We start from the raw sequence: 14,716 nt of genomic DNA on the forward strand, positions 1-14,716 counted from the left end.
ATGGGCGTTATTATAAATCAGTCGGTCAAAAATTTATTGACCACTTATATTGGTTTTGGTCTAGGAGCAATAAATACGCTTTTTCTATATACACATTTTTTAGAACCCAAATTTTATGGCTTGCTAAGCTTTTTATTGTCGGCGTCTAATCTTTTGTGGCCATTTATGGCTTTTGGAGTACATAGTACAATTGTTAAATTTTTCAGTTATTATAAAACGAAGGAAGAGCAAGATAAATTATTGAATTTAGCTTTGTTACTTCCGTTAGGCATAAGTTTAATTATAGGTTTAGTTGGCCATTTTACCTATTATTTTTTCCTGAATTATTTTTCTGATGGGAACGATTTTGTAAAACCATATGTTTGGATTATATACGTATTAGCTTTAATGACTGCCTACTTCGAAATATTTTTTGCCTGGGCAAAAATCTATTATAAAAGCGTTTTAGGCAATTTTATGAAAGAAGTAGTGCATCGTTTGGGGATTACATTTTTACTGTTTCTGGTATATGCTGAATGGATAAATTTACAAGAGTTTATTTACGGAGTGGTAGTAGTTTTTGGAATGCGTGTATTGTTAATGGGAATTTATGCCTTTAAATTGCACCGGCCTACTATTCGGTTTTCATTTCCGGCTAATTTAATACGGATTTTAAAATATACTTCATTAATTTTAATAGCAGCATCGGTTGCAACAGCTTTATTGGATTTAGATAAAGTAATGATAGAATCTTTTCTGCCGATAGAAAATGTTGCTATTTATGGTATAGGGATTTATATGGCTACGGTAATATCGGTTCCACAAAAGGCTATGCACCAAATTACAAACCCTATTACAGCCAGCTATTTAAATACTCGAGATTTTGGAAAGTTAGCGAGTTTGTACAAAAAAAGCTCTATTAACCTTTTAATAGTTAGTGCGCTTATTTTCATTTTAATTATTACGAATGTTCATAGTCTTTACCAGTTAATTCCTAAAGAATATAGTTTAAGTATTTGGGTAGTTTTATTAGTTTCTTTAGTGAAGCTTTACGATAATCTGTTAGGAAATAATAACAGTATTTTATTTAATTCTGATTATTATCGTTTGGTATTAGCAATAGGAGTAGGGCTAGTTATTTTAGCCTTTTTACTGAATTTATACTTTATACCTAATTTTGGAATTGAAGGAGCGGCAATAGCAACTTTTATTGCTTTTGTAATTTACAATACCTCTAAAATTATATTGGTTTATAAAAAGTTTGGTATACAGCCATTTTCTAAAAAAACTATTTACGTGTTACTAATAACAATTGTAGGGACGCTTTTATTTTACGGTTGGGAATTTGATATGTATCCTATTTTAGCTATTGCCTTAAAAAGTTTGATTATAGGAGTTATTTATATTTTTATAATCTATAAATTCAATTATTCAGAAGAGATTAATAATATGATTTCGCTAGTTATAAAACGTATTAAGTAATATAAAAACAAAAACCCCTTTGTGTTTTTACAACAAAGGGGTTTCCAACTAACCAACCAAAAAATTAAATTATGAACTCTAAAACTAATACTGCATAATCTATGCCGAAAATTATTTTTATTTGATAACCAGAGATTTGTATATTATTTTTTTATAAAAATTATTCCTAAAGCATAGATCACTGCCGTTTTAATTTCCTCTTGTACTCCTAGAAGAGCTTCTTGAACTTCGACTAGATCCTGTTGTTGTTCTATTATTTTGTTGTGTTTGTCTACTAGACCTTACACTTTTTCTTGAATTTTTAGTACTTCTAGAAATACTTTCATTTCTTCTGGAGGTGTTATTAGCTCTTGCCTTATTATTTTTGTTGTTTTTTTGAGAAACTGTTCTGCTAGCTCTGCTTCTGCTAGATCTAGTTTTAGGAGCCGATTTTCGAGTAGAAATAATACGATGATTTTCTCTTGTTCTAGTAGAATAAGCAGGAGTTCTATTTTCTTTTTTTGTTCTATTACTCCTTGTAATAGCAGAATTTCTGCTATATCGTTCGCTTCTGTTAGATCGTATTTTTCTTCTTTGTGTTGTTCTAACGCCTCTATTATAACTTCTTACTTTTTGTCCTGGTCTGTAAAAATCTTTTTTATGACTGTAGTGATTGTTTCTGTATCGTTTTCTATACTTTCTAAAGACTATTCGATTTGGTCTATAATACGTTCTGTAAGGTCTTGAGTATACAATGCTAGTTGTTGGTCTTCTGTAATATTGGTGCCATGGGCGTGGTATATAACGAGTATTCCGTGTGTTTATAAAACCTCTATATGATGTAATTACTAAATTAGAGTTATATCCTACAAATAAATTACCAACACTGGCCAATCTTCCAAAACGATTGTAATTGATAACTACATTGCCGGCTTGACTTATTCTTCCGTAATAATCATAATAAATCGGTGTGTTTTCAATTTGAATTACAGCTCCAAAATCATCATACTGAATATATGGATCGTAATTGTAACCTGAATTGTAACTAATATTTACATGAGGTGTCCTAATCTCAACTATATTATTTCTTCTAAATTGTGGATTGTAATAGAAATCGAATTCTCCATTTGGATATATGGCAAATTCTACATCGTTTTCTAAAAAAATAACAGCGTTTGGATAATAATTCCTGTAACTGCTATTTTTAGCCTGAGTACTAGCTACCATACCAAAAAGTATGAATAGAATGGTTATTATATTTTTCATAGTATTAAGTTTTGAGAAGTATATTTAATAGATACCAAAGGGTATGCCAAAAAACAAAGAGAGCTAATTTAGCTCTCTTTGTTTTAGTTTTAAATAATTAAAAATCAATGTTTTAAGTCTATTTTATTTTATCTTTTAAATACGTTGCTGTATACGATTTTTTATTTTTTATAATTTCTTCTGGAGTTCCTTCCGCAACTAAATAGCCGCCTTCTTCACCTCCTTCAGCTCCCAAATCGATTATATAATCGGCACATTTTACTAAATCCATATTGTGTTCAATTACTACTACAGAATGGCCTTTATCTATTAAGGCTTCAAATGATTTTAATAGTTTTTTTATGTCGTGGAAATGAAGTCCGGTGGTTGGCTCATCAAAAATAAATAATGTTTTGTTTTTTGTATTTCCTTTTGTTAAAAATGAAGCTAATTTTATTCGCTGTGCTTCTCCACCAGATAGCGTAGAAGAACTTTGTCCTAACTGAACATAGCCTAAACCGACATCTTGTAAAGGCTGCAATTTATTGGCTATTTTTTCTTGTTTATTAGTACTGAAAAATTCTATTGCACTATCGATGGTCATATTTAAAATATCATCGATGTTTTTATTTTCAAAGTTTACTTCTAAAATTTCTTTTTTGAAACGTTTCCCATCACAAGCCTCACATTTTAAGTGTACATCGGCCATAAACTGCATTTCTATAGTTACTTCACCTTCACCTTTACAAGTTTCACAGCGGCCACCATCTACATTAAATGAGAAATGTTTAGGTTTATAACCTCTTATTTTAGATAGTTTCTGGTTAGCGAAAAGTGAACGAATATCATCGTAAGCTTTTATATAAGTTACAGGGTTAGATCTAGAGGAACGCCCAATTGGGTTTTGATCTACAAATTCTACCGAACTTATATTTTTGAAATCACCTTTTAACTCTGAGAATTGACCAGCTTTTTCACCATATCCTCCTAATTGTTTTTGTAATGCCGGATATACAATTTTTTTAACTAACGTACTTTTACCACTACCCGAAACACCAGTTATTGCTGTAAACACCCCTAAAGGTATTTTTACATCGATATTTTTTAAATTGTTTTCTCGAGCTCCTATTACTTGAATATACTTTTTAGAAGTACGCCTTTTCTCGGGAACATCTATTGTTAGTTTATTAGTTAGGTATTGAGCAGTTAGCGAATCTGACTTTAAAATTTCTTTTAAGGTTCCGGTAGCCACAACATAACCACCATTTGTACCAGCTTCAGGGCCAATATCGATAATTTCATCAGCTTCGCGCATAATTTCTTCATCATGCTCTACTACAATAACCGTATTCCCGATATCTCTAAGATTTTTTAAAACCTTAATTAATCGTTCACTATCTCTAGGGTGCAGGCCAATAGAAGGTTCATCTAAAATATACATTGATCCTACTAAACTACTTCCTAAGGAAGTGGCTAAATTTATACGTTGCGATTCCCCACCCGAAAGTGAATTCGATTTTCGATTTAGCGTTAAATAATCTAAACCAACTTCCGATAAAAACTGAAGACGATTATTAATTTCTGTAAGCAATCGTTTTGCAATTTGCTGCTCGTAGCTGTTTAACTCTAATTCTTTAAAAAAGGCACGTACTTTATGAAGTGGTTGTATTACTAAATCGGTAATGCTTTTACCATTAATTTTTACGTATTCAGCTTCTGGTCGTAAGCGTTTTCCGTTACAAGTTGTGCATTTTGTTTTCCCTCTATATCGAGAAAGCATTACTCTATTCTGAATTTTATAAGCTTTACTTTCTAAGAACTCAAAAAATTGATGTAAACCTTCAAAAAATTCATTTCCATTCCAAACTAAGGCTTTTTGTTCTTCAGAAAGTTCAAAATAAGGTTTGTGGATAGGGAAATCGAATTTATTAGCATTATTAATAAGCTGATTTTTATACCAACTCATGCTTTCGCCACGCCAAGGATGTATAGCATTATCGTAAATCGATAAACCGGTGTTAGGTATTACTAATTCTTCATCAATACCAATTACATCTCCGTAACCTTCGCATTTAGGGCACGCTCCATACGGATTATTGAAACTAAAAAGATGGACATTAGGTTCTAAAAAATGAATATCATCTAATTCAAATTTATTACTGAAATGATGTAGTTTCTTGTCGGATAGTGTTTCAACGTATAATTCGTCTTTTCCTTCAAAAAAAGCAGCTTCAATAGAGTCGGCCAATCGATTGAAGAAATCTTCATCATCTTTTGTAATAACTCGGTCTACAACTAAAATGGTGTTTTCGTGAGTAGCTTCTTCCAAATTAGCTTCATCAATACGAACAACATTATCGTTTATTTTAATACGGCTATAGCCTTGTTGAGCTAAAATTTTAATTTTTTCAGTAATCGACCTTCCTTCTTCAACATAGATAGGAGCAAGTAGTAATAATTTAGTACGCTCAGGAAATTCTTTTATAAAATTAATGACATCTGTTACTGTATCTTTTTTTACTTCTCTACCAGAAACTGGCGAAAAAGTCCGACCAATTCTAGCATATAGTAATTTTAGATAATCATAAATTTCTGTGGAAGTTCCTACAGTAGATCTTGGGTTTGTAGAGTTTACCTTTTGCTCTATAGCAATAGCTGGAGCAATACCTTTTATAGAATCTACTTTAGGTTTATTAAGTCTACCTAAGAATTGCCGAGCATACGATGATAAACTTTCTACATAACGGCGTTGCCCTTCAGCATATAAAGTATCGAACGCTAAACTAGATTTACCGGAACCAGAAAGCCCAGTAATTACAATTAATTTATTCCTAGGAATAACAACATCAATATTTTTTAAATTATGAAGTTTTGCACCTTTTATAATTATATTTTTTTTTGGGTCTACTCTCTCAATATCAATTTCCATTAGCTCTATCTATTATACAAGCAAAGGTACTCAAACTTGTTGGGTGTTTAAAAACTGTAAAACCTTATAGTATTGTTAAAAAATTAAATATTTGTTTGCTTTTCTAAATAAATAGTTGCTATATTTGAACTACTAATTTTTATACACAGCCTATAGCATACAGTTACTTTAAACAAACTACATAACCAAACATATTCCCTTATAGAGGGTTTTTATTTATTAAAGTAACTAGTATGGAAAAAACTAAGATAGCAGATGCAGCTCTGGTTAAAGATTATATAAATGGTAACGAGCTTGCACTTTCCGAATTAATACAGCGCCATCAACAGCGTATTTATAGTTTTATTTATTCTAAAGTTTTCGATAAAGATATTACTGAAGATATTTTTCAGGATACTTTTATAAAAGTGATTCATACTCTTAAGCGTGGAAAATATAATGAAGAAGGAAAATTTTTACCTTGGGTAATGCGTATTTCGCATAATTTGGTAATCGATCATTTCCGTAGAAATAAAAGGATGCCAAAATTCGATAACAAAGGAGATTTTAATATTTTTTCTGTAATAAGCGATTCAGGTTTAAATGCTGAAGCGCAAATTATGCAGTCTCAAATAGAAAGCGATTTACGATCTGTTATTAAAGAATTACCAGACGATCAGTTAGAAGTGCTTACCATGAGAATTTATAAAGAAATGAGTTTTAAAGAGATAGCTGACCAAACTGGAGTAAGTATTAATACTGCTTTAGGAAGAATGCGCTATGCATTGATAAATTTGAGAAAAATAATCGAAAAGCATAATCTAGTTTTAACAAACTAGACATACAATATTCCTTATTTCTTTCCGTTTTTAGAATAGAATCTAAAAACAGCAATTAATGAGGAAATTTTACACAGAAAATGCATTTGAAAAAGATAAATTTTCATCTCTAAATCCTAAAAAAGAAACTATACAGTTTCTACTAAACTATTCAGCTGCTTTAAAAATAGTTTCGGGAAAGAATGAAAATTTTGAAATGTTCGCAAATTAAATTGAAAAGCCTGTTTAAAACAGGCTTTTTTATATTACTATAGTTGTGTAAGTCTTTACTATTCACATGATTTTAGCTAAAATTATTAAAACTTTAATTTTTGTAATTCGTTTTGACTATAGGAAACCATTAATTTAGGACAAAAACTAAATAAAATGGAAAATCTTAATTTAGCCGTGATATTTTATAGTGCAACGGGTACTAACTATGCTATGGCACAGGAAGCAGAGAAAGCAGCAAAAGATTTAGGTGTGAAAAATGTGAAGTTGCTTAGAATTGAAGAAAAAGTACCTAAAGAAATAATGAAGAAGAACGAAGATTGGATAAAGACGCATAATAGTATTAAAGATCTACCTACAGCATCAGCAGATGATTTGGAGTGGGCAGATGCAATAATTTTCTCGGCACCTACTCGTTACGGAAATTTACCTTCTCAATTTAGTAGTTTTATAGATACTACTGGTCCGTTATGGCAATCCGGAAAGTTAGTGAATAAAGTAGTAAGCGGTATGACAAGTGCAGGAAATCCAAATGGAGGACAAGAAGGCACATTAATGAGTCTTTACAAATCTATGATGCATTGGGGGGCAATAGTTGCAGCACCGGGTTATGCAAATCCTGTTATATTTGAAACAGGTGGTAACCCTTACGGTTTTAGTATGACGGCAGGAAACGAATTAAGCCTTAAAGGTCGTGAAGCAATACAATTTCAAGTAAAGCGAACACTACAAATCGCAGAAAAAATTAAATAATTGATAAGGAACATATTCCATGTTTTATAAATAGGAGTACTTTTACTAAAAGCACTCCTATTATTTTTTAGCTCTTTTTTTCTTGTAATATTCTTGGATAACCGATTTACGACCTATTGTTTTAGTGATAATGTCTTTTTCTAAATCCCAACCTCTAGCCGGAGAATATTGACGACCATACCAAATAAATTGAAGATGCAATTTATTCCATAAATCTATTGGAAATAGACGTTTTGCATCTTTTTCGGTTTGTACAACATTTTTACCATTACTTAAGTTCCATCGATACATTAATCGGTGTATATGAGTATCTACTGGGAATGCAGGAATTTTAAAAGCTTGTGACATTACAACACTAGCTGTTTTATGGCCTACAGCTGGTAAACTCTCCAGTGCTTCAAAATCTGCTGGTACTTTTCCATTATATTTTTCCAAAAGAATCTCAGATAGACCATGAATTCCTTTTGACTTCATAGGTGATAAACCACAGGGTTTAATAATATCCTTAATTTCTTCTATAGAAAGACGAACCATTTTTTGTGGAGTGTCTGCAATTTCAAATAATAAAGGAGTAATTTGGTTAACCTTTACATCAGTGCTTTGTGCAGAAAGTAATACGGCAATAAGAAGTGTGTATGGATCTTTATGGTCTAGAGGGATAGGAATTTCGGGATAAATTTCTTCTAAAGTATCAATAACAAATTGTACTTTTTGCTGTTTGTTCATAAAGCTTTAATTTTAAGCAAAAATAAGAATTATGACGATATTAAAAGCAGGAGATAAAGCACCCGATTTTTCAGTTGAAGATCAAGATGGGAATTTGGTAAAATTAACTGATTTTAAAGGTAAAAAACTGGTGTTATTTTTCTATCCGAAAGCAAGTACGCCAGGTTGTACTGCAGAGGCTTGTAATCTTCGAGATAATTGGGAAGTATTTCAAGAAAAAGGATATGCTATTTTAGGAGTAAGTGCCGATAGTAAGCGCCGCCAGACCAATTTTAAAGCCAAAAATGAATTACCATTTCCATTACTAGCTGACGAGAATAAAGAAGTAATTGAGGCTTATGGAGTTTGGGGACCTAAAAAGTTTATGGGTAAAGAATATGAAGGCATCCATCGAACTACTTTTATAATTGATGAAGAAGGAAAAATTGAAGAAGTAATAGGTAAAGTAAAAACTAAAGAACACGCCGCTCAAATTCTTTAATTTTAGAGTAATACTATAAAAAAGGCTAATCGAAATTATTAATTTCGATTAGCCTTTTTTATATAACTCTTTTTTATTATTCTTCTTTGAAGAAGTTGATGTTTTGAATAGTAGCTATACTGTCGCAATTTTCAACTTTAAACTGTATAATTGTATCTGGTGTTTTTCCAGAAATACTATATAAATTACAAGAATCCCGATCGGTTATGCTGTTTCCAAAATCTACTTCTCCATTTTTTAAAATTTTAGAAACAGCAGTGGTATCTATATTATGAGTATGTAAAAATTTAAGTGCTTCTGGTGTGTAAGCACGATGTTTAGAACTTATTTTCGATAAAACTCTTGCATTCGGAAAGTAAGAACAACTTGTGTTTTTTCCGCTTAAGAAAAAAATTAAAATTACAATTCCAAAAAATAAACCGATGGAGAAATATCCAAACCGCTGAAGTAAATTCATATAAAATTAAAAGTCTAGAGTAGCTTTTTATTTGCTTAAAAAATCAACAAATTGATATCTCGGTAAGAAAGGTCGAACCAATCGGCAACCGATTTGTTTGTTAAAATTCCGTGGTAAAAATACAAACCATTTCGTAAACCTCTATCAAAACGTAAAGTATTTTCTAAACCGCCTTCTTCACCTATATGTAATAAGTAAGGAGTGAAAATATTACTTAATGAAAGGGAACTAGTTCGCGCATATCTAGATGGAATATTTGGCACTCCATAATGAATAACATCATTTTTAATAAAAATTGGATGTTCATGCGATGTAATTTCACTAGTTTCGATGCAACCTCCTACATCAATACTTACATCTATAGCAACTGCTCCAGGTTTCATGGTAGATACCATTTCTTCTGAAACTAATATAGGAGATCGATTATTACCTCGAACAGCACCAATTAATACATCGCAGCGTTTTAGTGCTTTAACAAGATTTTTAGGCTGTATAGTGCTGGTGTAAAAAGATTGCCCTAAGCCAACTTGAATTTTTCTGAGTTTTGTTAGCGAACTATCAAATACTTTAATATTGGCTCCTAAACCTAAGGCAGCTCGTGCAGCAAAATGCCCCACAGTTCCAGCACCTAAAATAACTACTTCAATAGGCGGAACTCCGCTTATATTACCAAATAAAAGTCCGTTACCATTCCCATTATTGCTTAATATTTCAGAAGCAATTAAAACCGAAGCAGTACCCGTAATTTCACTAAGCGCATTTACTATAGGATAATGCCCTTCATTATCCTTAATAAATTCAAAACCAAGTGCTGTAATACGTTTGGAAGCTAATTTTTGAAAATAAGCTTTAGTTTGTGTTTTTATTTGAACCGCAGAAATGAGAATGGTTTGCGGATTCATCATATCTAACTCTTGTAAAGAAGGCGGTTCAACTTTTAAAATAGTTGGGCAAGAAAATACTTTATGTGTGTCTTTTGTAACTTCAGCACCAGCTTCAGAATAATCTTTGTCTTTAAAATGAGCATAATTTCCGGCTCCCGATTCGATAAGTACTCGATGCCCATGTGCTGTAATTGCAGCAACCGCATCAGGACTTAAGCAAATGCGTTTTTCTTGATAGGAAGTCTCTTTGGGAATACCAATAAATAATTCTCCTTTGTTTTTAAGAATTTCTAATTTTTCTTCTTGCGGAATTAGTTCCTCTCTGCTAAAAGGCGAAACCTGTTTCGACATCATCGCACACATGGTTAAAGTTAGGAACAGGTAAATTACAATTATTTTTAGAAAGAAAAAGGAATAACTAAAATTTACAATTTTGAATAATAATCTTCTTCCTCAGGCTGATTTTTAAGATCTTCCATTTCTTTGAGATCTTTTTCGGAAATGGGGGAGAAAAGGGAGATATTAGTTTCTTCTATTTCGCCAATATCGATCCCGTAAATTTTATCAAAAATTTTAATTCTGATTAAATAAACAATACAGATAATACCAATAAAAAATGGAGCCAGATAGATTAACTGATCGGTATCCATCGGATCAATATTAAGGTATACATCTTGATAAAAAGCAATGATAAGTTGAAATGAATACATACAAATAGGAATTAATATAACATGGTACCACCAATGTTTACAGGTGAAAAACCAAATAAATAATAAAAACAATGGTGTTATTTTTCCTAAATAGGTCCAAGCTGCTGTTAGTACATCTTCATAGTATCTACTTTCATAGGTGAAAAAAGAATTTTCCCAAACAGGAGCGCTTGGGAAAATTTCATATAAATAAAAAATATAAGGTGAAAATGCTATAAGTATAGCAATAATACTACCCAGCAGCAGGTACTTTGATTTTTGACCTAAGAACGGCTTGTTTTTGGATAGGTTCTTTTTCATGATCGTTATTTGAGGTTGAAGTTACAAAAATTGATGCTCCAAAGATAGCTGCTCCAAAAATTAATGCTTTAAGTTTCATAATGTAAATTTTTTTAAGTTTATGTCTTGTTTTCCGTTTGATTTCTAATACAAACCTACATCAAGATTACACTGTAAAGGCAACTACATTAATTGTACTTTTGCGGATTTTTAGAGGGTTTTGTGAAAAAAAGTGATATTGTTTTAAAATTTTAGAAAAAAACTATCATTTTTAGTTAAAAATTATTATTTAACGGTTTTATGTAAAAAAATGTAAGTTATATTGTATAATAAGCGTTTGTAATTATCGCAGTAAATGGTTTAATTTCTTATTGTTTTAACATATAATTAACTTAATTTTAACAACCTTGTGGTTTCATCTTTTTTTGAAATATCGATTTTTTGGTAGTTTTCAGGTATTAAATTAGGTATTTTCTCAGGCCATTCAATAAACTTATAAGCTGGAGTGTTTATATAATCTTCAAATCCTATATCATAAGCTTCCATTTCATCTTCTAAACGATAAAAATCAAAATGAAATACTTTAATTTCCTTGGAACTATATTCATTTACTAATGCAAATGTTGGGCTAGAAACACGATCTTGTATACCTAATGTTGCAACAAGACTTTTTATCAAAGTTGTTTTTCCGGTTCCCATGTCGCCGTAAAATAATAGTATTTTACTTTTACTATTTTCTAAAATAAATTTTGCTGCTTTCTCAATTTCAGAAAGCTCATAGGTTATTTCCATTTTTCAAAAAATTTGGCTTGTAAATATATAAAAAAGAAACCTGATGCATGCATCAGGTTTCTTTTAGTGGTTATGTTTAAGAGTTCTATCGAGGCGTTAATACTACATAAGGTATAATCATTTCTTCTAATGATACTCCTCCGTGCTGAAACGTATTTCTATAATAACTTACGTAATGATTATAATTGTTTGGATAGGCGAAAAATAAATCTCCTTTAGCAAATATAAATGAGCTACTCATATTTATACTTGGTAAATGGATAGACTTGGGGTTTTCAGCAGCTAGAACATCTTTATTTTCATAAGTAAGACTTTTACCTGTTTTATAGCGTAAGTTTAGACTGGTGTTTTTGTCACCAATTACTTTGCTTGGATTTTTTACATTTATTGTACCATGATCGGTAGTAATAATTAATTTAAATCCTAATTGTTGCGCTTGCTGAATTATATCTAATAGCGGAGAATTTTTAAACCAACTTTCTGTTAACGATCGGTATGACTTATCGTTAGAAGCCAATTCTTTTATAACTTCCATTTCTGTTTTAGAATGCGAAAGCATATCCACAAAATTATATACTACTACGTTTAAATCGTTATTTTTTAATGTTTTAAAATTTTCGACTAATTTTCTGCCGGCTTTTAAGTTACTTATTTTATGATATTCGTAGTTATAATCTTTTCCGTTACGCTTAAGTTGCTCTGCTAAAAATTCGGATTCATATTGATTTTTACCACCTTCATCTACATCATTTTTCCAGAATTGAGGAAATAGCTTTTCCATTTCACTAGGCATTAATCCTGCGAACATTGCATTTCTAGCATATTGCGTAGCAGTTGGTAAAATACTATAATAAACAGATTCTTCTTGTTTTTTATAGTAGTTTGATATGGTAGGCTCTAAAGCTTTCCATTGGTCGAATCGTAAATTATCTACTACTAGTAATAATGTAGGTTGCTCTTTACTAACTTCTTTAAAAACTCGTTTTTTAAATAGAGTATGAGACATTACCGGTGCTTCTGCATTTTTAGAAAACCATTTCGGGTAATTTTTATCGATAAATTTACAAAACTGTGTATTAGCTTCTTGTTTTTGGGTTTCTAGAATACCAAACATTCCGCTATCTTCAATATTTTCAAGTTGAAGTTCCCAATATACTAAGCGCTGATACATGTCTGCCCAATCTTCAAAGGTATTAACTTCCATTAAATCCATCGCAATTTTACGGAACTCTTGCTGGTAATTAGAAGTCGTTTTTTCTGAAATTAATCGAGAATGATCTAAATTTTTCTTTATTGAAAGTAGTATTTGATTTGGATTTACCGGTTTGATTAAATAATCTGCAATTTTAGAACCAATAGCTTCTTCCATAATGTATTCTTCTTCACTTTTAGTGATCATAACAATAGGAATATTAGCTCTTTCCTCCTTAATTTCAGAAAGTGTTTCTAAACCAGTTAAACCGGGCATATTTTCATCTAAAAATACAATATCGAAATTTTCTTCAGCAAATTTTTCAATGGCTTCAGTGCCACTTTTACAGGTGGTTACATGGTAGTCTCTGGACTCTAAAAAGAGAATATGTGGTTTTAGTAAATCTATTTCATCATCTACCCAAAGTATCTTTATTATGTTCATGCAATTATGTTTTTTAAGATGTATTTTGAATTTAATACCTCCTTTCTGGTTCTACAATCTTTGATTTATTAATCTATGTGTATCTTTGTATCCACCAAAAAACGATTTTATACTTGGCTTCACAAAATAAACTCAAGATTTTAAACGATCCAATTTACGGATTTATTACAATTCCTAGTAAGCAGATTTTCGATATTATTGAACATCCATACTTTCAAAGGTTGAGAAGAATCTCTCAAATGGGCTTGTCTTATTTGGTATATCCGGGTGCCCATCATACACGTTTTCATCATGCTTTAGGTTGTGTGCACTTAATGCAAAAAGCGGTGCGACTGCTTCGATATAAGGGTGTTGAGATCTCTAATGAAGAAGCTGAAGCTTTAGAAGTTGCTATTTTACTACACGATATTGGGCATGGTCCATTTTCACATGCTATGGAACATAGTATTGTAGAAAATGTAGAACATGAAGAGATTTCGTTGCTTTTTATGCAACAATTGAATGAAGTTTTTAACCAAAGTTTAACGCTTGCTATTTCAATCTTTACCGGTAATTATCCGCGTAAATTTATGCATCAGTTAATAACTAGTCAGTTAGACATGGATCGTTTAGATTATCTAAAACGTGACAGTTTTTATACAGGCACAACAGAAGGTAATATAAATAGCGACCGATTAATTACGATGCTTAATGTTGTAAATGATGAGTTGGTAATCGAATCTAAAGCTATTTATTCTGTAGAGAAATTTTTAGTAGCAAGACGATTAATGTATTGGCAAGTTTATTTGCATAAAACAGGGATAGTTGCTGAACAATTATTAATAAGAGTATTAAAGCGAGCAAAGGAATTAGTTTCCGAAGGTATAGAATGTAAAGCTAGCAAGGCTTTGCAGTTTTTTTTAACGAATAAAATAACAAAGGATAATTTTGATACTGAGGTTTTAAAGACTTTTTCGAAGTTAGATGATTATGATATAATTTTGGCCATGAAGGAATGGATAGACCATGATGATTTTGTGTTAAGCCATTTGTCCAGAATGATTATTAATCGAGATCTATTAAAAGTAAAATTAAAAAAGAAAAAGCCTTCAGAAGAAAAGATAGAAAAACATTTAAATGCTGTAAAAACCACTTATAATTTATCATCTAAAGAAGCTGAATATTTTGTTTTTACAGGAGAAATATCGAATTTGGCGTACACAAGAGAAAAAGATAATATCAATATTCTTCATAAAAACGGGAAAATTAGTGATGTTATCAAAGTTTCCGACCAATTAAACCTCAAAGCGCTCACTAAAACAGTGACCAAATATTATATCTGTTATCCTAAGACTAAAGATTAACGCATTTTTTTTA

Annotated in this window: 14 protein-coding genes; 6 read left to right on the top strand and 8 right to left on the bottom strand. The window is 31.1% G+C overall.

Annotated elements, in window-relative coordinates; translation table 11 throughout:
- Positions 1–1,461, top strand: a complete 1,461-nt coding sequence (locus ACN0WI_RS11280) for a lipopolysaccharide biosynthesis protein (RefSeq protein WP_417886945.1) — start codon at positions 1–3, stop codon at positions 1,459–1,461.
- Positions 1,462–1,650: 189 nt separating this feature from the next.
- Here the strand turns inward: ACN0WI_RS11280 and ACN0WI_RS11285 are convergent, their stop codons facing one another.
- Both ACN0WI_RS11285 and uvrA read right to left on the bottom strand, forming a co-directional pair.
- Positions 1,651–2,706 carry a hypothetical protein gene (locus ACN0WI_RS11285; protein ID WP_417886947.1) on the bottom strand — a complete coding sequence of 352 codons (1,056 nt, stop codon included), beginning with the start codon at positions 2,704–2,706 and terminating at the stop codon, positions 1,651–1,653.
- Positions 2,707–2,824: 118 nt separating this feature from the next.
- A complete protein-coding gene (uvrA, locus tag ACN0WI_RS11290) occupies positions 2,825–5,614 on the bottom strand; it encodes an excinuclease ABC subunit UvrA (protein WP_417886949.1) in 2,790 nt (929 codons plus the stop codon).
- 233 nt (positions 5,615–5,847) lie between these two features.
- On the opposite strand from uvrA, the gene ACN0WI_RS11295 reads away from it, so the two are divergent.
- The 3 genes from ACN0WI_RS11295 to ACN0WI_RS11305 all read left to right on the top strand — a co-directional run bounded on the left by ACN0WI_RS11295 (position 5,848) and on the right by ACN0WI_RS11305 (position 7,395).
- Entirely contained in the window at positions 5,848–6,432 is a 585-nt protein-coding gene (locus ACN0WI_RS11295) for an RNA polymerase sigma factor (protein ID WP_417886950.1), read from the top strand.
- 58 nt (positions 6,433–6,490) lie between these two features.
- Positions 6,491–6,643 carry a hypothetical protein gene (locus tag ACN0WI_RS11300; protein ID WP_417886951.1) on the top strand — a complete coding sequence of 51 codons (153 nt, stop codon included), beginning with the start codon at positions 6,491–6,493 and terminating at the stop codon, positions 6,641–6,643.
- Positions 6,644–6,798: 155 nt separating this feature from the next.
- Positions 6,799–7,395: an NAD(P)H-dependent oxidoreductase gene (locus tag ACN0WI_RS11305; protein ID WP_417886953.1), complete on the top strand. Its 597-nt coding sequence runs from the start codon at positions 6,799–6,801 to the stop codon at positions 7,393–7,395.
- A 60-nt stretch (positions 7,396–7,455) separates the two neighbouring features.
- Here ACN0WI_RS11305 and ACN0WI_RS11310 read toward each other — a convergent pair whose 3' ends face one another.
- Positions 7,456–8,121 (bottom strand): endonuclease III domain-containing protein, encoded by a 666-nt coding sequence (locus ACN0WI_RS11310; RefSeq protein ID WP_417886955.1) that lies wholly within the window; start codon positions 8,119–8,121, stop codon positions 7,456–7,458.
- A gap of 31 nt (positions 8,122–8,152) precedes the next feature.
- On the opposite strand from ACN0WI_RS11310, the gene bcp reads away from it, so the two are divergent.
- On the top strand, positions 8,153–8,602 hold the full coding sequence (gene bcp / locus ACN0WI_RS11315) for a thioredoxin-dependent thiol peroxidase (RefSeq protein WP_417886957.1): 450 nt from the start codon (positions 8,153–8,155) through the stop codon (positions 8,600–8,602).
- A gap of 76 nt (positions 8,603–8,678) precedes the next feature.
- On the opposite strand, the gene ACN0WI_RS11320 is transcribed toward bcp, so the two are convergent.
- From ACN0WI_RS11320 to ACN0WI_RS11340, 5 genes are all read right to left on the bottom strand, one after another.
- Positions 8,679–9,059 (bottom strand): hypothetical protein, encoded by a 381-nt coding sequence (locus tag ACN0WI_RS11320; RefSeq protein ID WP_417886959.1) that lies wholly within the window; start codon positions 9,057–9,059, stop codon positions 8,679–8,681.
- A gap of 35 nt (positions 9,060–9,094) precedes the next feature.
- A complete protein-coding gene (locus ACN0WI_RS11325) occupies positions 9,095–10,294 on the bottom strand; it encodes an alanine dehydrogenase (RefSeq protein WP_417887084.1) in 1,200 nt (399 codons plus the stop codon).
- Positions 10,295–10,368: 74 nt separating this feature from the next.
- On the bottom strand, positions 10,369–10,953 hold the full coding sequence (locus tag ACN0WI_RS11330; protein WP_417886960.1) for a hypothetical protein: 585 nt from the start codon (positions 10,951–10,953) through the stop codon (positions 10,369–10,371).
- Positions 10,954–11,319: 366 nt separating this feature from the next.
- Positions 11,320–11,724 carry a tRNA (adenosine(37)-N6)-threonylcarbamoyltransferase complex ATPase subunit type 1 TsaE gene (tsaE, locus tag ACN0WI_RS11335; RefSeq protein WP_417886962.1) on the bottom strand — a complete coding sequence of 135 codons (405 nt, stop codon included), beginning with the start codon at positions 11,722–11,724 and terminating at the stop codon, positions 11,320–11,322.
- 85 nt (positions 11,725–11,809) lie between these two features.
- Positions 11,810–13,360, bottom strand: coding sequence for a PglZ domain-containing protein (locus ACN0WI_RS11340; protein WP_417886963.1), 1,551 nt, complete (start codon positions 13,358–13,360; stop codon positions 11,810–11,812).
- Between the two features lie 113 nt (positions 13,361–13,473).
- On the opposite strand from ACN0WI_RS11340, the gene ACN0WI_RS11345 reads away from it, so the two are divergent.
- Positions 13,474–14,703 (top strand): HD domain-containing protein, encoded by a 1,230-nt coding sequence (locus ACN0WI_RS11345; protein ID WP_417886964.1) that lies wholly within the window; start codon positions 13,474–13,476, stop codon positions 14,701–14,703.
- The last annotated feature ends 13 nt before the right edge of the window (positions 14,704–14,716 follow it).

The sequence above is a fragment of the Zunongwangia sp. genome (genome assembly GCF_048269745.1).
Taxonomy (GTDB): domain Bacteria; phylum Bacteroidota; class Bacteroidia; order Flavobacteriales; family Flavobacteriaceae; genus Zunongwangia.

Bases quoted from the DNA above. Each gene is read 5' to 3' on its own strand.
- bcp (WP_417886957.1), top strand. From the start codon at position 8,153: ATGACGATATTAAAAGCAGGAGATAAAGCACCCGATTTTTCAGTTGAA.
- uvrA (WP_417886949.1), bottom strand. From the start codon at position 5,614: ATGGAAATTGATATTGAGAGAGTAGACCCAAAAAAAAATATAATTATA.
- tsaE (WP_417886962.1), bottom strand. From the start codon at position 11,724: ATGGAAATAACCTATGAGCTTTCTGAAATTGAGAAAGCAGCAAAATTT.
- ACN0WI_RS11340 (WP_417886963.1), bottom strand. From the start codon at position 13,360: ATGAACATAATAAAGATACTTTGGGTAGATGATGAAATAGATTTACTA.
- ACN0WI_RS11295 (WP_417886950.1), top strand. From the start codon at position 5,848: ATGGAAAAAACTAAGATAGCAGATGCAGCTCTGGTTAAAGATTATATA.
- ACN0WI_RS11325 (WP_417887084.1), bottom strand. From the start codon at position 10,294: ATGTCGAAACAGGTTTCGCCTTTTAGCAGAGAGGAACTAATTCCGCAA.
- ACN0WI_RS11280 (WP_417886945.1), top strand. From the start codon at position 1: ATGGGCGTTATTATAAATCAGTCGGTCAAAAATTTATTGACCACTTAT.
- ACN0WI_RS11285 (WP_417886947.1), bottom strand. From the start codon at position 2,706: ATGAAAAATATAATAACCATTCTATTCATACTTTTTGGTATGGTAGCT.
- ACN0WI_RS11310 (WP_417886955.1), bottom strand. From the start codon at position 8,121: ATGAACAAACAGCAAAAAGTACAATTTGTTATTGATACTTTAGAAGAA.
- ACN0WI_RS11330 (WP_417886960.1), bottom strand. From the start codon at position 10,953: ATGAAAAAGAACCTATCCAAAAACAAGCCGTTCTTAGGTCAAAAATCA.
- ACN0WI_RS11300 (WP_417886951.1), top strand. From the start codon at position 6,491: ATGAGGAAATTTTACACAGAAAATGCATTTGAAAAAGATAAATTTTCA.
- ACN0WI_RS11305 (WP_417886953.1), top strand. From the start codon at position 6,799: ATGGAAAATCTTAATTTAGCCGTGATATTTTATAGTGCAACGGGTACT.
- ACN0WI_RS11320 (WP_417886959.1), bottom strand. From the start codon at position 9,059: ATGAATTTACTTCAGCGGTTTGGATATTTCTCCATCGGTTTATTTTTT.